This is a genomic window from Comamonas testosteroni (assembly GCF_014076415.1).
Classification (GTDB): domain Bacteria; phylum Pseudomonadota; class Gammaproteobacteria; order Burkholderiales; family Burkholderiaceae_C; genus Comamonas; species Comamonas testosteroni_F.
The window spans coordinates 3,845,784-3,862,735 of record NZ_CP043568.1 but is presented as its reverse complement, the minus strand read 5'-3'; the positions used below and the strand labels follow the sequence as shown (position 1 = coordinate 3,862,735).

General features: G+C 52.4%; 22 protein-coding genes and 1 pseudogene. 13 read left to right on the top strand and 10 right to left on the bottom strand.

Annotated elements, in window-relative coordinates; all coding sequences use genetic code 11:
* Window positions 1-45 precede the first annotated feature (45 nt).
* From F0P97_RS17870 to F0P97_RS17850, 5 genes are all read left to right on the top strand, one after another.
* Window positions 46-333: a hypothetical protein gene (locus F0P97_RS17870; protein WP_182283353.1), complete on the top strand. Its 288-nt coding sequence runs from the start codon at window positions 46-48 to the stop codon at window positions 331-333.
* A gap of 104 nt (window positions 334-437) precedes the next feature.
* On the top strand, window positions 438-1,379 hold the full coding sequence (locus tag F0P97_RS17865; protein WP_182283352.1) for an AAA family ATPase: 942 nt from the start codon (window positions 438-440) through the stop codon (window positions 1,377-1,379).
* A 167-nt stretch (window positions 1,380-1,546) separates the two neighbouring features.
* Window positions 1,547-2,671, top strand: a complete 1,125-nt coding sequence (locus F0P97_RS17860; protein ID WP_182283351.1) for a phage/plasmid replication protein, II/X family — start codon at window positions 1,547-1,549, stop codon at window positions 2,669-2,671.
* Between the two features lie 207 nt (window positions 2,672-2,878).
* The gene (locus tag F0P97_RS17855; RefSeq protein ID WP_182283350.1) at window positions 2,879-3,175 is read left to right on the top strand and encodes a type II toxin-antitoxin system RelE/ParE family toxin; all 297 of its coding nucleotides are present in this window, start codon (window positions 2,879-2,881) and stop codon (window positions 3,173-3,175) included.
* 4 nt (window positions 3,176-3,179) lie between these two features.
* On the top strand, window positions 3,180-3,497 hold the full coding sequence (locus F0P97_RS17850) for an addiction module antidote protein (RefSeq protein WP_182283349.1): 318 nt from the start codon (window positions 3,180-3,182) through the stop codon (window positions 3,495-3,497).
* A gap of 55 nt (window positions 3,498-3,552) precedes the next feature.
* Here the strand turns inward: F0P97_RS17850 and F0P97_RS17845 are convergent, their stop codons facing one another.
* The 4 genes from F0P97_RS17845 to F0P97_RS17830 form a co-directional block, all read right to left on the bottom strand.
* A complete protein-coding gene (locus tag F0P97_RS17845) occupies window positions 3,553-4,656 on the bottom strand; it encodes a dienelactone hydrolase family protein (RefSeq protein WP_232537982.1) in 1,104 nt (367 codons plus the stop codon).
* Window positions 4,605-5,789, bottom strand: a complete 1,185-nt coding sequence (locus tag F0P97_RS17840; RefSeq protein ID WP_232537981.1) for a serine hydrolase domain-containing protein — start codon at window positions 5,787-5,789, stop codon at window positions 4,605-4,607. Before F0P97_RS17840 ends, F0P97_RS17845 begins: the two co-directional genes overlap by 52 nt.
* A gap of 96 nt (window positions 5,790-5,885) precedes the next feature.
* Window positions 5,886-6,692, bottom strand: coding sequence for an alpha/beta hydrolase (locus F0P97_RS17835; protein ID WP_182283348.1), 807 nt, complete (start codon window positions 6,690-6,692; stop codon window positions 5,886-5,888).
* Between the two features lie 112 nt (window positions 6,693-6,804).
* Window positions 6,805-7,923 carry a hypothetical protein gene (locus F0P97_RS17830; RefSeq protein WP_232537980.1) on the bottom strand — a complete coding sequence of 373 codons (1,119 nt, stop codon included), beginning with the start codon at window positions 7,921-7,923 and terminating at the stop codon, window positions 6,805-6,807.
* 104 nt (window positions 7,924-8,027) lie between these two features.
* Here F0P97_RS17830 and F0P97_RS17825 point away from each other — a divergent pair, with 104 nt between their 5' ends.
* Window positions 8,028-8,423 carry a helix-turn-helix domain-containing protein gene (locus F0P97_RS17825; protein WP_182287235.1) on the top strand — a complete coding sequence of 132 codons (396 nt, stop codon included), beginning with the start codon at window positions 8,028-8,030 and terminating at the stop codon, window positions 8,421-8,423.
* 5 nt (window positions 8,424-8,428) lie between these two features.
* Here F0P97_RS17825 and F0P97_RS17820 read toward each other — a convergent pair whose 3' ends face one another.
* The 3 genes from F0P97_RS17820 to F0P97_RS17810 all read right to left on the bottom strand — a co-directional run bounded on the left by F0P97_RS17820 (window position 8,429) and on the right by F0P97_RS17810 (window position 10,362).
* Window positions 8,429-9,160, bottom strand: a complete 732-nt coding sequence (locus F0P97_RS17820; RefSeq protein ID WP_182283347.1) for a hypothetical protein — start codon at window positions 9,158-9,160, stop codon at window positions 8,429-8,431.
* A complete protein-coding gene (locus tag F0P97_RS17815; protein ID WP_232537979.1) occupies window positions 9,160-9,531 on the bottom strand; it encodes a type I restriction endonuclease subunit M in 372 nt (123 codons plus the stop codon). The genes F0P97_RS17820 and F0P97_RS17815 overlap by 1 nt, the downstream gene beginning before the upstream one ends.
* 189 nt (window positions 9,532-9,720) lie before the next feature.
* Window positions 9,721-10,362, bottom strand: coding sequence for a hypothetical protein (locus tag F0P97_RS17810; protein ID WP_232537978.1), 642 nt, complete (start codon window positions 10,360-10,362; stop codon window positions 9,721-9,723).
* A gap of 418 nt (window positions 10,363-10,780) precedes the next feature.
* Here F0P97_RS17810 and F0P97_RS17805 point away from each other — a divergent pair, with 418 nt between their 5' ends.
* Window positions 10,781-11,773, top strand: a complete 993-nt coding sequence (locus tag F0P97_RS17805; RefSeq protein WP_182283346.1) for a site-specific integrase — start codon at window positions 10,781-10,783, stop codon at window positions 11,771-11,773.
* Between the two features lie 105 nt (window positions 11,774-11,878).
* Here F0P97_RS17805 and F0P97_RS27720 read toward each other — a convergent pair whose 3' ends face one another.
* On the bottom strand, window positions 11,879-12,844 hold the full coding sequence (locus F0P97_RS27720) for a hypothetical protein (RefSeq protein WP_182283345.1): 966 nt from the start codon (window positions 12,842-12,844) through the stop codon (window positions 11,879-11,881).
* Here F0P97_RS27720 and F0P97_RS17795 point away from each other — a divergent pair.
* The 4 genes from F0P97_RS17795 (at window position 12,843) to F0P97_RS17780 (ending at window position 14,569) form a co-directional block, all read left to right on the top strand.
* Complete coding sequence (locus F0P97_RS17795) at window positions 12,843-13,703, top strand: hypothetical protein (RefSeq protein WP_182283344.1); 861 nt, start codon at window positions 12,843-12,845, stop codon at window positions 13,701-13,703. The genes F0P97_RS27720 and F0P97_RS17795 overlap by 2 nt on opposite strands.
* Window positions 13,704-13,723: 20 nt before the next feature.
* The gene (locus tag F0P97_RS17790; RefSeq protein ID WP_182283343.1) at window positions 13,724-14,020 is read left to right on the top strand and encodes an H-NS family nucleoid-associated regulatory protein; all 297 of its coding nucleotides are present in this window, start codon (window positions 13,724-13,726) and stop codon (window positions 14,018-14,020) included.
* A 72-nt stretch (window positions 14,021-14,092) separates the two neighbouring features.
* On the top strand, window positions 14,093-14,374 hold the full coding sequence (locus tag F0P97_RS17785; protein WP_182283342.1) for a hypothetical protein: 282 nt from the start codon (window positions 14,093-14,095) through the stop codon (window positions 14,372-14,374).
* Between the two features lie 21 nt (window positions 14,375-14,395).
* Window positions 14,396-14,569: a hypothetical protein gene (locus tag F0P97_RS17780; RefSeq protein ID WP_182283341.1), complete on the top strand. Its 174-nt coding sequence runs from the start codon at window positions 14,396-14,398 to the stop codon at window positions 14,567-14,569.
* 254 nt (window positions 14,570-14,823) lie between these two features.
* On the opposite strand, the gene F0P97_RS17775 is transcribed toward F0P97_RS17780, so the two are convergent.
* Window positions 14,824-15,102: a hypothetical protein gene (locus F0P97_RS17775; RefSeq protein WP_182283340.1), complete on the bottom strand. Its 279-nt coding sequence runs from the start codon at window positions 15,100-15,102 to the stop codon at window positions 14,824-14,826.
* A gap of 75 nt (window positions 15,103-15,177) precedes the next feature.
* Between F0P97_RS17775 and F0P97_RS17770 the strand changes: the two genes are divergently transcribed.
* On the top strand, window positions 15,178-15,882 hold the full coding sequence (locus F0P97_RS17770) for an IS6-like element IS26 family transposase (RefSeq protein ID WP_001067855.1): 705 nt from the start codon (window positions 15,178-15,180) through the stop codon (window positions 15,880-15,882).
* Window positions 15,883-16,239: 357 nt separating this feature from the next.
* On the opposite strand, the gene F0P97_RS17765 is transcribed toward F0P97_RS17770, so the two are convergent.
* Window positions 16,240-16,518, bottom strand: a complete 279-nt coding sequence (locus tag F0P97_RS17765) for a tyrosine-type recombinase/integrase (RefSeq protein WP_000015696.1) — start codon at window positions 16,516-16,518, stop codon at window positions 16,240-16,242.
* Window positions 16,519-16,786: 268 nt separating this feature from the next.
* Between F0P97_RS17765 and F0P97_RS28090 the strand changes: the two are divergent.
* Window positions 16,787-16,876, top strand: a pseudogene (locus tag F0P97_RS28090) (type VI secretion protein); the annotation flags it as partial.
* Window positions 16,877-16,952 lie beyond the last annotated feature (76 nt).

Below are 16,952 nucleotides of genomic sequence, written 5' to 3'. Positions count from 1 at the left end.
CATCAATGCGCAGCGATGCACATTCATCAAATAAGGAGAGTGAAGGTGATTGAGGAAAAAGTTGAAGTGAAAATTTCAAAGCAGGATTACGAATCCTTTATGAAGAGCTGGTTGACTGTTTATCAGCTGAGTCAAAAATTTCCAGCGTTCTCTGAAAATTCAATTCGTGCTCTTATCTACGCATCCAAACCTCGCTTGCGTGCTAAGTCAAAAAATGGTGAGGAATATGTTCCTGGCAATGGTTTGGCGCATGCAATCCGTAAAGTGGGGCGTCGTGTGTTAATTGATGAGTGTGCCTTCGCTGAATGGATTAACTCTCAATCTGCAAGCTGATTGAGTGTAAATAAAAAATGATTTTTGGTTTCTGCATCATCTTTGAATTAAGAGTGCATATTTAGAAGGCAAAAATCATCGAGAAAATTTTACTAAAAGAGTATATGAAAAATTCCAAATATCAAGCTGATTCCGGTGAGTCGAATTATTTCCAGCCGTTTGATAAAATGAAGTTGATTTCTGCAGCAGAATTGGCAAAGCTGAATGCCAGGACGCGCAAGAAGCACTGGGGTGAACCCATCCAGTCCAATCAAATTGGCATGCTGTTCGGCCCTCGAGGGCACGGGAAAACATGGGTGGCATTGGGTATCGCTGTATCCATGAGTACTGGTGTGGATTTTTTGAATAAGAAGCCGCGCAAAGCCCGTAAGGTCATTTATATGGATGGAGAGATGGACCTCGTCACTCTCAAGAGTCGCACTATTGCATTGTGCAAAAGTCTGAAGACTAATCCACCTGATGGTTTGAAAATTTTCACCCCTGAAACGTTCACTGGTTTGTTGCCTTCAATCAATACGTTTGATGGTCAAGGAGAAATTGATGCACTGATTGGTACGGAATGGGATGTGCTCTTTATTGACAATTATTCTGCATGGAGTGGCGATGGCCGTGAAACGGCTGAAGCCTGGGCACCCATGATGCGTTGGATGTTGGGCCATAAGCGCGCAGGTCGCACGATTATCGTTATTCATCACACAGGTAAAACAGGCAAGCAGCGCGGCAGCAGCAGTCATGAGGATGCTTTGGATTGGTCTGTGGCATTGAAGCCGGCTGATGGTGTATTCAGTGACGGAGCTTTACGCTTCAATCTGGTCTGGGAAAAAAATCGCCATTTGTCTTCTGCGGATGCCAAGCCCATAGCGGTCACGATGGGCAAAGACGAAGAGGGCGGTTTGACTTGGAGCCAATCTGATGGCGTGCACAAGAACTCTCGCGCGCAGGAAGCGAAAGAGTTGATGGAGTCCGGATTGAGTCAAGCTGAGGTGGCGAAAAAGCTCGGTGTTGATCGCACCACTGTTGGCCGCTGGCTCAAGTACGCCAGCTGATGCATATGTGCATCCGCTAGCGCTTGCACTGTTGCACACCCCTGCACGCCTTCACGTTGCAGCGGCTGTGCACGGTGTCGCCAGCGAAGTAGAGCTGTGGAGACCACTATCACTATTGAATCATTTCTCTATATGGCTGCACATTTGCAGCAGTTGAATATAAAACCATGATCGACTATTTCAACATAACCATTGATGGTGATGACTTTCCTGAAATCGGAAAGAAAGTCGTGGTTCGTCAGCCTAGCGGTGTTAAAAATAAATCTTTTACCGAGGTTAAGGTAATTGCTGGTAAATATGCTCCGAATTTCAATGTGCGTTTAGAAACCAATGGTCAACGCATGCGTTTTCATGGGTCGCCTGCTCAGTGGCTGCAAGGTCATAATGGTATGGGTTCCAATGATTTCCGAGGTCTAGTTAAAAAGACTATTCATTTGGTTTTTGAAACTCTGGAGATGGATTGTCCTGCCTCAGTTTCTAAGGCGATAATTTCTGGTAACTATGCTGTAGATGAGGTGCATATTGCAGAACACTATGCAATGCCTGCAAGCTTGATCGCTAAACTGTGTGATGATATACGGCGTTATGGCACTGCTTCACTTAAAGCAACTCCGATTTCTCCCGGTGTTGGAGTGCGTTTGTGGCCTGGGTCGCGGGACCGTGAAGTCCTGATTTATGACAAGCAGAATTATTTTATGGATAAGCTCTTGCGCCACAAGCATAAGCTGCTTGGGAATATGGCTATGAATTTTGAGAGAATCGGGACAGGATTGTATTTCGATCAGATGATGGATCAATATCTTGCTCATGGCGTACGGATTGAAACCAGGCATAAACGTGATCTGAAGAATAAAAATTTATCTTTGAGTAAGGGGGTTGCCTGGAACCCAGATGTGGCTCGTACTCTCCATATAGAAACGGTCAAAGATATTCCGCTGCAAGACCTGCCTCCGCTGGATGTGCGTGAGTTGATACTGCAAAAGGCGGACTTGAAAAACCGTACGTTGATAGCTTTGTGGTTGGCTGGTCGAGACCCTAAAGCCTTTTGCGCAAGCCCTGCAACCTACTATCGCTATCGCAAGGATATTCTGGAAAAATATGGTATTAACTTGTCAGTGCCGGCTTTGATGGTAGATGGAATTTCATGGAAGTCGCTGACAGACCCCGCTAATATCAAGGAGCCACCGGAGTGGGCTCTAGAAAGTGGATTCGTTTATGAGCCTAAGCGTTGGAATGGTTTTGTTGATGCCACGCAGTATGAGCGTGCATGGTTGCATAGTGAGAATTTTTAATTATTAAATTTTTATTGTGAAAAACGCAGTCTTATGAAAATAAATTCAGTTACGTTAACCGAAACCAAATTAATAAAGTATGAATATATTTGATGGAATTGAGCTTCATGCTGGGGAGCCATGTTGGCCTACAAGCGTCTTCAGCGCTTCCCGGACTTCGTCTGTCAAGCGTATTTCTATTGAATGATGTAAACTGTAGTTCACAAAATGATCCAAGTTCTACGTACTGCGGCCTTTGACGGTTGGCTCCAGGCCCTGCGCGACAAAGTGGGCCAGCGACAGGTTTTAGCTCGACTCACTCGGCTGTCGCTCGGAAATTGGGGTGACTGCAAGCCTGTTGGAGGCGAAGTGACCGAGTTGCGCATCGACTCTGGCCCCGGCTACCGCGTGTACTGCTGGCGCGATGGAGATGTGGTTGTTGTTGCGCTTGGTGGTGGCGACAAGTCCACCCAGCAAAAAGACATTGCCAAGGCTCAGGCGATGGTCAAAGACTTGAAAGGGTAAAGCTATGAACCGTGCTACCTATGAAAAGCTGGGCATCAAGCCTTTTGATGCCGCCGAGTATCTGCAGTCCGATGAGGATTGCGCGGCCTATCTACAAGCCTGCCTGGAGCAGGCGCCAGATGATGCATCTGTGTTCGCCAAAGCTCTTGGCGACATTGCCCGCGCTCGCGGCATGATGCAGCTTGCCAAAGATACCGGCCTCACCCGTGAGGGCCTGTACAAGTCGCTTGGCGAGCAAGGCAACCCCAGCCTGTCCACCGTCATGAAGGTGATGCATGCATTGGGCCTGCAGATGCACATTGGCCCCCAGACTTCCGCTTAATTTTCTTTAGCGGTAAGTCGCATGACATGTCTAGGCAGTGCTGGCGGGGAGGCACCTAGCGTGTCGACAGGAATGCCAGCACATCCTTGATAGCTTGCTCCCTGGCCTTGTCGTTGCTCTCTATGTTGATGAACGATGCCTGTTGGCAGGTTATCAGAAAGCCGTTCCACTCATTCACGTCAGTGAAGGTCTTGCCGGAATACTTGTCATGTGCCGGGCCCCAGGAACGATCGTTGGCGCCATAGGGCATGCGCACGTCCATCGAGCACTTGTTGTAGTTGCCTTCCCGGTACTGCGCCCACTTCTGGTTGAGTCGGTCAAAAACATGCGTAGCGCCCACGTAGACCTTGTACGTGACCGGATTGCCGTTGACCGCCAGTTCATCGGCCAACTCCATGCATGGCTTGGGCAATGTCATATCGTCTTTCTCACCCAGCAACATCAGCAGCGGCGACGGCAGTTTGCTGTGCTGATCGACACGGTAGCGCATATTGCAGCCGGGATAGACCGCAATGCTGCCAGCCCACTTCACCGTAACTGGCACAACGTGCTGCTGGTAGGTAGGCCATGCAGCGTCCAGCACGGCTTGCCCACCCCGTGACCAGCCCATGTGATAGATACGCTGGCTATCGATTTGCGGATGAGTTGCCAGCAGCTTGAGGGCGTACAGCGCATCCGCCAGATTGGCAGTGGTGTTCCATGTCAGTTGCTTGGTAGCGCCCGTGACCCGCTCTTCGTTACGAGGCTTGAAGCTGTCAACAACAAAGACTGCATAGCCTGCCGCGTTGAGTGCTTTGGCCCATACATCGAAGTACAGGCTGCTGACACCTTCGCTGCCGTGAGAAAACACCACTGCCGGAACTTTGCCCAGCGCATTGGCTGGCATCAGCAGATCACCAAAGATGGGGGTATCTGCCCCTAACCGGCCACGTATTAGTGCCCAGCGATGGTCTGGTGTCTTGGAGTTGAACTCAATGCGGCCGGTTTGGCCTGCGCTGAGATCATCAAATGGCTCGGCGTGACTGCTGGCAGCTACGATACCAAGAACCGAAGCCAGCAGAGCCTGAACACATTTGCCGGACATGTTTTTGGGGAGGTGACTAAAGCTCATTGCAGTTGCCCCCAGTTCTTGGCCAGCACATATGCATCGGCTAGCCATGACTCCTCATTGGAAAATACCAGCACCATGCGGTCGTTGCCCTTGTTCCAGCCGATACGCTGGCCGCCCCAGCCGACAGCCCAAGCCGTGTTCGGCGCAATGTCGTTGTCGGTCCAAGTGAGGTAGCCGTAGCTGGCAAACAGCTTGCCGTTCTTGCGCGTGGCCGGTGTTGTGCCATTGGCGATTTGCTTGCTCATGGCTGTGCGCACGAAGTCACCAAAGCAGTCTTGCTGCTTGGATGATTCTTTGACCCACACCGCAAAGCGCATCCAGTCTTCAAGGCGCAAGCGCATGCCGGAATCTGCAAGACCGTTCTGCGCCCGATCTTGGACGTAGAGACCAGCATGCGCTGCCCCCATAGGATTGAGGACTTGCTCCTGAATCCACTGGTTCCAAGGCGTGTTCGTAGCGCGGCTGACCATGATACCCAGCGTCAGGGGGTCGGTGGACTTGTATGCAAAGACTTCGCCTGGTTTGTATGTCGAGAACACACCACGGGCAGCTTGCGTCACTGGGTCTGACGAAACCAGGTCCTCCAGGTTCAGCAGACCGACTCTCCAGTCTTGAACCTGCTCCTTGTTCCAAATGGTGCTGTCCGCATTGATCTGGGCCGTGCCGGACGACATGCGCAACAGATCATGGACTGTCGCTTCGCCAAGAGCCTTGCCCTGTAATTTCGGTATCAACTCACTGGCTTTGGTTTGCAGACTGAGCTTGCCAGCGCAAATGGCTCGACCAACTGCCATGGCTGTGACCGTCTTCCCCATCGAGAAGCCAAAAAACAATGAATTGGCATCGGCGGGCGCTTTGAATTCGGTGTGCAGCACGTTGTCACCATCAAGCAATGCAAAAGCCTTGGCCGGACGATTGGCCATCAGCGTGCGGGCTTCATTGATGACGGTTTGCTCAGCCGCTTTGGCTGATCTGACGTTCAACGCTTTAGGCTGCGGACTCGGGATGGTTTGATACCACCACTTTGGCCCTTTGGGCGTCAGTAGCCAATCGTCTGGTGCGGAAGCTCCGCCGTTACCGGCCACAGGGTTGTTCTGTGCATAACCGAACTGCACCGAGAAGGCCGACAGCACGGCGATTGCAGTGGCCGTCAGCGTGTGCATACAACGCTTTGTGTTCATGTTGCTCTCTTGTTATCTTTGCTTTTGGATAGAGGCTTGCCCACCGGCACATCCGCTGAGCCAGCGAAGACGAGTGACGTGGACAGCCTTGTTGGCTTAGTTCACTGGATTTCTGATCCAGCCTGCGATCTGATCCACCGCTTCACGCTCCATGCCGATAAAGCCATGCCAGTGCTGCGCATCGCATTCATCGCCAGTGGGGTCGGAGCCGCCATCCACCATCATCAGTTTCTTGACGGGCGCATTGCTCAGCCCCTTGAGAATCCAGGACGTTTCCACCGGCTGGCAGTGCCTGCAAGCATCCTTGGCATGGTGGTAGACCAGCACCGGCATTTGGATGGCTTTCAGGTCCTGGAGCGGCACAGCACCAGGGGTGGCATAGCGCACGATGCTGGAGGTCAGCACCAGGCCGGCGATGGCCGGATCGGGCACCTTGATCGCCATGGCCGTCGCTGACACCGTGCCCCGGCTGGTGCCAACGAGCCAGACAGGACGGTCGCTTTTTTGCTTCACGAACTCCAGCACTTTGGCGAGGTCCGTCATGTGCTCGGCCGTGACTCTGTCCGCAAAGTCCAGCTCCTTGCCGTTGGGGCGGCCAAGGATTGCCACATTGAAGCCGTTGGCTGTGAAGTACGGCGCTGAGCGCACCAAAAAATTGCTGCTAGTGGCTTTGCCGTTTTCCACCCGCCCATAGCCACCGCCACCACCGGGAAACAGTAGCACCGTGGCTTTGGCATCCGGAGTCGCTTTCCAAAACACCGTGGTGCTCACCCCTTCGCGAGTCGGAAGCTTGAATGTGGAGCCCTGGGCATGTACTGCAAATGTCGCGGCCATTAAAGCCGCACCTGCACAGAAGCTTCGCCAGAGGTGCTTGAAGGCTGGAGCAATAGGCTTGGAGATCATGTCTCACTCTCTTTCTCTATTTTTCTGAAATCATGCCCATTGCAGCACTGGCTGAGCAAGTCGGCACGGCACAAACGGGCATGATTGAGGCTTGAATGCCACTGCTGCGGATTTATGGGAGCTGCAACGGTCGCGTGTCTTGATTCAGACTCAAACTTTGCATCTTCGACATGCCCAGCTCAGACAGTCGCTCCCCTTGGCAGTGCAGGTCTGCAATGCGCTTGCCACTTTGCTCTACCAAGATGCCTTGCTCCGTGGTTGTCCGGCCATACACGACATAGCGGTAGTTGCCCTTGTCAAACGATACATAAGGCAGTGCCTGCTCAGTGGAGCCAGTGTGCGTGCCCTGTTTGAACGCGGTGCTTGCAGTCGCAGCATTCGCCGGGTAGACCATCTCTGGCGCTGCGTCCAGCGGGGCCAGTCGGTACGTCAGCTGACTACCGCTGCTGGCCATGCACAGCGATGCACGCTTTTTGCCGGTCGAGCAGGCAAACACCGGGGTCTCGTCGGCTGAACACAGCGTGGGCACTGCAGCCGTCTGGCCAGGTACAGGCTGCGCGGCTTGGATTTGCTCGTTGATCGTCGCTTGTGACTGCTGTGGTGCTGCAGCTGACGGCGCTGACTCCGAAGGTACTCCTTCGGTCTCGGCTTCCATCTCAGCCATGCTGGCAGATGGTGCGGCAGACATTTGAGCCTCGACTGACTTCTTTGCTGCTGCTTGTGCGCGCAGCATGCGGTCATAGCGATCCATGGCTATGTCATGGAAGTAGCCCATGAACGGCATGAAACCGCTCAGTGCAACTTGCAGTACACCTGTGTCTTCCGTTCGTTGCGCGGTGTACTCCACATTGCCACGGAGTTTGGTGCCCTCCAATACAGCACCTTGCCGTTCATAGATGGCCCGCATGTATTGCTCCATCTGCGGCTCAGCTTTCACAGCATCTTCCGGCAAGACGGTTGTCAGCTGTGCTGAGCACATAGCTTTTCCAGTGTCGGGATTGCTGGCGTCGGTGGTGATGTTCTCAAGGGTAACAGCGGTGTCCTTGACCGTGAACTGGACGCGCTTTTGGCGCTCCTCGCTCATGTCCTTGTGCTGCTTGTCAAACTGCTGCTGGTATATCTGTTTGACCAAGCTGACTGTCTCCGCATCCGCACAAGTTGGCGTCTTGCTGCCACATCCAGCAAGCACGGCTGCAGCCGCGCATGCGCCACTCATTAGAGTCTTTCTCATTACTTCTCTCTCCTGTTTTATGTGTTTTATACGACTCAAATCTTAAAGCATTGTGTCGTATAAGACGTTGGCTCAAAAAGCACATTGGCAGACCCTCTGTGGCCATGAAAGCCAAGGAGTCCGCCCCGTCGCAGCTGAGCACCACGCCAGTGGTGAAGCTGCCCAATGCCGTCACACAGGCACTGGGGGCCAAGCTGCGCAGCTACCGCGAGCTGGCGCAAAAGTCGCAAGAACAATTGGCGCATGACGCCGAGGTGGAGCGCTCGCGTATCTCCAAGATGGAGAACGGCCACATCAATCCATCGCTGCTCACGCTCGCCACGTTGTGCCACTGCTTGGGCATCACGCTGGCAGAGCTCTTTGATGGCGTGACGGCCACGCTGCCACCGGCATCACAAGGCGGTGAACTGCGCCGCCGCAACCAGGCGCATGCCGAAAAAATTCCAGCGCCATCCAAAGCGATCGACACCGATCACCGCGCCAAACGCTCTAAAGCATAGGCCAGTCACTGCAGCTTGCGCACGCGCACCGCTGCCAACAGTCGCACCAGCTCCGCAGTCCACGACTCCGATTCGTAATGCCAGAACACCGTCCATGGCTTGGCACCATCAGCCGCCAGATGCAGTTGCTTGGCGCGGCGACTACCAAGACCCGTGGTCGGCAATCGCAGCCGTGCATTGAATGCTTGGAAGCTCGGTTCGCCACCGCCAGGGTCCAGCAACAAGATGCGCTGCGGTTGATGCTTTGATCCAGTTGCGATGCCTTCCACGCCGACTGCCAGCGCCCAATGCCTGGTACGTTGATGCTTGACTGATGCAAAAGCCAGCGCCACCAACTCGCCACGCATCAGCCAATCCAATGCATGCCGATCTACATGCTCTGTGGCTCCGTACTTGGCCGTCAGCTTCAGTGGTAAAGCCAAGCTGTTGACTAACTCTGCCCACTCATTGGCGTAAATGCCAGCAAAGTACTTGGGGCCGAAGGCTTTCCAGACCGCAGCCGCCACTCCATGCTTGCGCTGGCTCATGTCGTGCATGGCGGAGGCCTTGGCCAAATCGAAGATCACCAAGATCATGGCCAGCACATGCGTGCCGCAAGCGCCATCAAGCATGGACTGCTGCATGAAGCAGCGCACCGGCTCTTGGCGCTGTTGCTGTACGGTCAGCACATGTCCGGTCTGCAATGCCGCATGCACGCGCTGGAAGCCGTAAGCGATTCCAGATACACGTGCCGCCATCAGTAGTCTTCCGGCAAGAGCAGCGTGGTCACGCTGCGATTGGCTTCGGTGATGATCCAGATCGTGGGCAAGCTGCTGCGCTTGTCTTGCGGCGTCTGCTGCAGTCTTTCGGCGTCCACCAGCCGGTAGACACTCATCACACGCATGCCCTGCTGGACCGACAGCTCATTGGTGGCTTTGTCTTCGGCGCAGCAGTCGCCCCAGTCGCCATGCACATGGCGTGAGATCAATGCCAGCGCACTAAAGCCGGTTTGATCCAGCAGCGCCAAAGCGCCTGGTGTGGCGACCATCTGGCCGAGAGCAAAGCGCGGGGCATTGCTCATCAACGTCATGCGGCGAGCTGCTGTGGGTTGAGAAGGATTTGCTGACATGGAATTACTCCTTGGTTGAACGTCAGACGCAAGAACTCCACGTGCGAACCACCGACACCGCTGCCCCACATGGGCGAGCACTGTCCTCCGCATGCGTGGAAACGGATAAAAAAAAGGACCTTCAAAGCGGTCCATGGAGAGATCAAGAATTCAAAGTGGCAGTGACTTCACACCACCAGTGCAGGCGTTCTACGGCAGGTGCTGCAGAGCATTTAGCAACGCGGCATCGGTCGCATGGTGTTGGCTCACAATCCGCACCACATCCGCAGACATGGGCAGCAGCGCCGCCAATGTGCAGCACAGCGATTGCGTGCCATCAGAGTACTGCCAGCTTGGCAGCTCCAGCAAGCGCAGTGTGCCCAACCGGCCATTCAACGTGGCATTGACCGCAGCCAGATCGGTGGCCCACCATGTAGCCAGCAAAGCGTGCTGTGAACGCTCTGGCAACTGCAGATACGGCCACGCACCACCGCCGTAATTCAGATAAGCGCACAGCAGATGCAGTTGCTCGACGGCTGACAAATCCAGCTGCTTGCCCAGACGCTCCAAGTTGCAAGCCACCGGGGCCACATCCAACGGCAACGGTGGACACGGCAACGCCATCAAGCGCTCGAACACCACCGCAGGCTCCATCGGCTGATCCGGGGTCACGGAGCCAAGAAACGCAGGCACTTCAAAGAAGCACGGACTTTGCGCACGTCCCAGTGCTGGCCAGTACAGCATCTCCAGCTCACTCGACACATCAACCAGCTGCTCCGCACTGAGCATGTCGGCCAGAACCGGCAAAAAGCGCTGCAGCAGCACGATGCGGTGGTGGCGGCGAAATGCCAAATTGCTCGGGTGATTCAACTCAGGAATCAGGCAATGATTCAGCGAATAATGCTCTGCGCACATAATAAAAATCAGCGATATTTACTGATACATAAATTCATCAGAAAATTTGTTTAATTAATGCATGGTGTTATTATATACAAAACACCAAAAAGTGCTGTATTTTATTAATTTCGCAACATTGTCGTAAACTAAATGTCGCGAAGTTATAAATTCAGATGCGATTCGCTGAGTAAATAAAAAAACCAGTGCATCCGCTCTCCATTCAGCGACTCACCCGCACCGCAGAAAAATTCAAGGGAATCAATCGGCAGCAACGATTTTCTGCGCCATGAAATCCTCGCTGCTGCCTATGAATCTTCAACTAGATTCTAGGTAGTGATAAGTCACAGTTATCAATAATTAAACTGGAGTTCTCATGAGTAAGAAAATTTCGGAAAAATTGTTCTTGGAAAATATTAATTTGTCTAAGTCGATGAAGCTCAAGAAAAATAAAAAGAATGTAGGCCCAAAGAATATTGAGAAATATATTAAAGAATATATCAATGCCAGTCAGGCGACCTCGACTAAGCGTGCCTATGCCTCAGACTTGCGGCATTTTCTGGCGCATGGCGGATGTGTGCCATGCTCTCCCAAGCATTTGGCCAAGTACTTGGCCGAGTCTGCGAATGACGGGCTAGCTGTAGCCACCATTGAGCGCCGTGTTGTCGCTATCCATCAAGCCCATGTAGACAGGCATCATCAGTCACCAGCACGTGCTGAAATCGTGAGACAAGTGCTGCAGGGCATACGTCGTACTCTCGGCACCAAGCAGAGGCAAGCGAAGCCATTGCTGAAAAATGAACTGTTATCTGTACTGGACGCAATCCAGGTCAGCTGCATGCCCGTAAGAGCTTCGCGCGACCAAGCATTGCTGCTTATCGGCTTTGCATCAGCTATGCGGCGGTCAGAGCTGGTTGGTATATGCGTGGAACATCTAAGTTTTAACTCAGAAGGATTGGTGATTGAGCTGCCGGTTAGCAAGACTGATCAAGAAAGGCGCGGACGATCCGTATTTATTCCTCGAGCCAGTGGCAATCACTGTCCAGTCAATGCGCTAATGGGCTGGCTTAAGACTGCTAGCATCAGTTATGGTCATGTGTTTAGGTCTGTCAACCGCCACGACGGTGTTGCTAAGCATGGTTTGACAGCGCAATCAGTCTCACTCATTGTGAAAGCAGCTGTTGCTCAAGTTGGGGCAGATACAAAGAACATCAGTGGACATAGTTTGCGGGCCGGGTATTGCACTAGTGCTGCAGAGCAAGGGTTGCAGTCTTGGCAGTTGCGAGCGCAGACTGGCCACAAGTCAGATGTGATGTTAGGTAATTACATACGCAGAAAAAATCAACAGACGATACCCAGCGTACTTTAATTAATGGCCTAAATTGTAGAAGTAATAGCGCTCACTGAAACCAGTCATATTTATGTCTGGATCAGTGGCTTTCTACTATTACTCTTTAATTGTCGTAATTATTACTTAGAGTAAATTCAATGAACGAGATTCTTCGGAATACTGTTTCCCAACAACATAATTTTCATTTTCTAGATTTGGAGCAATCTGGGATGTCGCAAATATCAGCTGGTAATCGCAATCGAATTTTGAGCATTCCTCGATAATAATTTCTTGGAGACGATAAGAGCGCTCTAATTCCATGCCCCCATCTTCAATCCCGTCAAGCATCATAAATCGTGGAAGCCGCATTTCGGGTAATCGTGTCGATGCACTCAACATTGCTAAATGAAATAAATGACGCAGAACTACTGTTGAACTTTCTGAGAACTGGGTAGCACCCTCGACAGAAACTTCATTGTCGGAAAAACTAAACTGAACATTATTGGCATTGACAAATTCAGACTGGCGATGAAGGTCCTTCCGCAGCAGTCCGCTAAGCGTCTCAGCAATTACAAGTTGTACCTTCTTTTTTCTATGTTCTTGCGAATCAATAAGTGATTCGATAGTCGAATTCACAATGATGAGATTTGAAGCTAGCTCATCACGTTTCAATTGAAGCTGCCTGATAACATCCGCAAGGCGCTGAGTTTCATACAAACTCCTAATTTCCTGCTCAACTGCCCCTAGTTTTCGCGCAGCACCTTCAATTGCAGACTCTACTTCTGATGACCAGGTCTCGCTGAGTTCGGTAAATCTGCGCTCAAGCACTCGCAAGTTCTGCTTCAAAGATGGTTGATAGCTGTGAAGCTTTCGCAATTCTTTTTCTCTATCTGCAATCAGTCCTTTTGACTCAGCTAGCTGGACGTTGAGTTCATTGCGCATCCGCAGAATTTGAGCATCCGCCGCAGTTGCATTAATAGGGCTTTTGCATAAAGTGCATGACTCACCATCATCAGCACTTTTAATTTCATTCAAACAACAAGGACATAGGGAGAAGCTAAGTTTCCCGAAATAGTCGCGCGCAGCCTTAGATTCATCTAAGAAGGCCATGCAGCAGGCCGGTGCAAAAAGCCGCGACCTTTGGCAAGTTGAGCGTGACCATATTCATGTCCTGCCGAACTTCAACGTGCGTCTGACCAACACGGAACGCTACAAGAAGAAGATTCGCTATCTAGCCGACTCGATGAAGAAGGAAGGCTACATTCAGTCGAAGGCTTTGGAAGGTTATGTAGCTGACGTTGATGGAAAGCAGATCATCTATCTAACTGACGGACACGGCAGACTGGAAGCCTACGATCTTGCAGTTAGCGAAGGTGCAGAGCTTGGACGCCTGCCCATGGTGATCGTGCCGCCTGGTACGTCACAAGAAGATTTGCAGGTCAGCCTGTACCGGCACAACGAAGGCGGTGAAAAGCTCGCACCCTATGAGCTGGCGTTGTTGTGCAAGCGCCTGTCTAAGATGGGCATGGACACCAAAGAAATTGCCGACCGGCTTGAGATCGGAGAGAAGTACACCGATGACCTGCTGGCACTTATGTCTGCTGACATAAAGCTGCGTGAGATGGTGATGAACGATCTGGTGGCCGCAGGCATTGCAATTGACATGCTTCGCAAGCACGGCATTAAAGCTGCTCAAGTGCTGCAAGCGGAGCTGGACAAGGTGCAAGGTACTGGTGGCAAGAAGCTCACCAAGAAGCACCTACCTGAACAGATTTTTAAGAAGAAGGTGACGAAGGCCGCACCGACTCTTTTCAACGTCATGCGTGATGTGAAAAGTGACCCCGGCTATGAGTACATCTCAGAGGAACTTCGGGAGCGACTGGACAAGCTGATGAGCGAGTTCGGTGATCTGTTGGCGAACGGGGACACGAAGCCAGCCGACGATGAGATGGCTGACTTAATTGATTAACTAGATGAAAGGCAACTGCAATGTCCACTTACAAAGAACTCCTGGCACAAAGACAAGCTCTGGAGGACGCAATCAACAAGGCGCGCAAAGAAGAACTGTCGAAAGCGATTTCGGATGTTCGTGCCATCGTTGCGGAGTACGGCTTGACTGCTGATGATGTGTTTGGAGGCGGTAAGGGTGGCACACGCAAGCCAACTGGAAAAGTGGCTCCCAAGTACCGCGATCCAGCAACAGGACAGACTTGGACTGGCCGTGGCAAAGCTCCTGCATGGATTGCAGGAGCTGCTGACCGCGAGGCTTTTGCCATCAAGGATTAAGCCTGACCGACAAGCCCGCGAAAGCGGGCTTTTTTGTTTGGTAGGTCTGAGACTGGTTAAGCAAGGAGAGCCATGGTGCGTGGTGACTGGGTGCTAAAAACAATGGCAGCGGTGGTCATAGCCCTGTACGTTGCGCTGCTGGCTATCCAGCCGGGTGGCGAAGGGTGGGGCTATGGCTGGAACGTCATTGGGTTTCTGCTCTATGCCGTGCCTGGTGCGTTGTTAGCTGGAGCTGTAGCAGCGTGGCGTTCCAGAAAGCTGCTTATGCGAGGTACGTGGGTGTCACGCATTGCTATTTACGGCAGCGTGGCATTCCCCTTGGTTGCAGCAATCATCGCAAGAATCAAGCTCTAACTCAGTTTTGAGAGGTATGAAATGGACGATCTGGATGATGATGACTTGAGCCTGCAGCACGCTTGGAGCATCACAGCAAGACTGGCTGCTATCGACGTTAATCGTGAAGAAGGTCTGAGTGCAGAACTCAAGGGCTTGATTGCAGAAGCACAAGGACTGCATCCGACCATGGTGCAAGTCGGCGGTAATGGTTGAATCTGGTGACGCTGCAGGACTGAGCAGATGGCATCAAGACAACACCAGAAAGAAAAAAGCCTGCTTCTCAGCAGGCGTTTTCTACTTTCACCGTAAACCCCACAAGTGGGGCGCAACAAAATAAGCAATCATGCTTATTTAGCTTCCAAGCCCCACAGGTGGGGCGCAAATGGAAGTGAAAGCAATTGAAATAGAGCAGACATTCGCTGGATAGGCAATCTGATAAGCACATAAGAGTGCCAGTCAGAGGCTCACTAAATCCGAAACACAGGCTCTAAATGCAGTCGGTACTTTGACCTTCTTGCTGGCGAAAGTTTGGAGATGACAGGCATGACTTCGGACTTTATGAAGGCAACCACATCTGCAGTTCTAAAGAAAGGCTGCGCGTTCTGGAGCCGACGACCCTTAATATGCAACTCCTGCAAATTCACTTTGCCACGACGAATTGCTCGATAGAGTGTGAATGGGTTGTCCGTGAGAATTTCATTGGCAGTATCAACTAAGCAAATCATGTCGCCATAGCGGGCAACCATGGCAGTCTGTAGGGCACTGTTGCAAATAGTCGGTGGTGATAAACTTATCATCCCCTTTTGCTGATGGAGCTGCACATGAACCCATTCAAAGGCCGGCATTTTCAGCGTGACATCATTCTGTGGGCCGTACGCTGGTACTGCAAATACGGCATCAGTTACCGTGAGCTGCAGGAGATGCTGGCTGAACGCGGAGTGAATGTCGATCACTCCACGATTTACCGCTGGGTTCAGCGTTATGCGCCTGAAATGGAAAAACGGCTGCGCTGGTACTGGCGTAACCCTTCCGATCTTTGCCCGTGGCACATGGATGAAACCTACGTGAAGGTCAATGGCCGCTGGGCGTATCTGTACCGGGCCGTCGACAGCCGGGGCCGCACTGTCGATTTTTATCTCTCCTCCCGTCGTAACAGCAAAGCTGCATACCGGTTTCTGGGTAAAATCCTCAACAACGTGAAGAAGTGGCAGATCCCGCGATTCATCAACACGGATAAAGCGCCCGCCTATGGTCGCGCGCTTGCTCTGCTCAAACGCGAAGGCCGGTGCCCGTCTGACGTTGAACACCGACAGATTAAGTACCGGAACAACGTGATTGAATGCGATCATGGCAAACTGAAACGGATAATCGGCGCCACGCTGGGATTTAAATCCATGAAGACGGCTTACGCCACCATCAAAGGTATTGAGGTGATGCGTGCACTACGCAAAGGCCAGGCCTCAGCATTTTATTATGGTGATCCCCTGGGCGAAATGCGCCTGGTAAGCAGAGTTTTTGAAATGTAAGGCCTTTGAATAAGACAAAAGGCTGCCTCATCGCTAACTTTGCAACAGTGCCCCTGCGTGCGCTGCTGCCATGTCCACTACCTGACGCCGGTGATGGTGATGGCCTCGCCGGAGCGGGAATTTCTTAACCTCGACGAATTTAGACGATCGGCGGGCGAGGGGATGTCGTGGCAAGGTCCGCCTTGCGCTGCTCCGCAAGGGCGACACCAGCGGGTTCGTCGGCGGCCACGCCTAGCGCGACCGCAACCAAGCGTCGAAAAAGTATACGCTCGTCACCCGCCGTCTCCTGTGCTGAGAGTCTCAGGCCGATCGGCCGGCAGGGCTCAATGTCAGCAAACGCGTGATGAGCGGTGGCCTTCAACAGTGATAAGGCGGCACCAGAGAAAAATCACTCAGGGTCAATGCCAGCGCTTCGTTAATACAGATGTAGGTGTTCCACAGGGTAGCCAGCAGCATCCTGCGATGCAGATCCGGAACATAATGGTGCAGGGCGCTGACTTCCGGTGCCAGCAGATATTTTGGCAGTTTGCCTTGGATCAGAGCCATCTGACGCAGGGCTAGTGCAGCCGGATAGTCAATAGCTACCGGCAGCGGTGCGGACTGTTGTAACTCAGAATAAGAAATGAGGCCGCTCATGGCGTTGACTCTCAGTCATAGTATCGTGGTATCACCGGTTGGTTCCACTCTCTGTTGCGGGCAACTTCAGCAGCACGTAGGGGACTTCCGCGTTTCCAGACTTTACGAAACACGGAAACCGAAGACCATTCATGTTGTTGCTCAGGTCGCAGACGTTTTGCAGCAGCAGTCGCTTCACGTTCGCTCGCGTATCGGTGATTCATTCTGCTAACCAGTAAGGCAACCCCGCCAGCCTAGCCGGGTCCTCAACGACAGGAGCACGATCATGCGCACCCGTGGCCAGGACCCAACGCTGCCCGAGATGCGCCGCGTGCGGCTGCTGGAGATGGCGGACGCGATGGATATGTTCTGCCAAGGGTTGGTTTGCGCATTCACAGTTCTCCGCAAGAATTGATTGGCTCCAATTCTTGGAGTGGTGAATCCGTTAGCGAGGT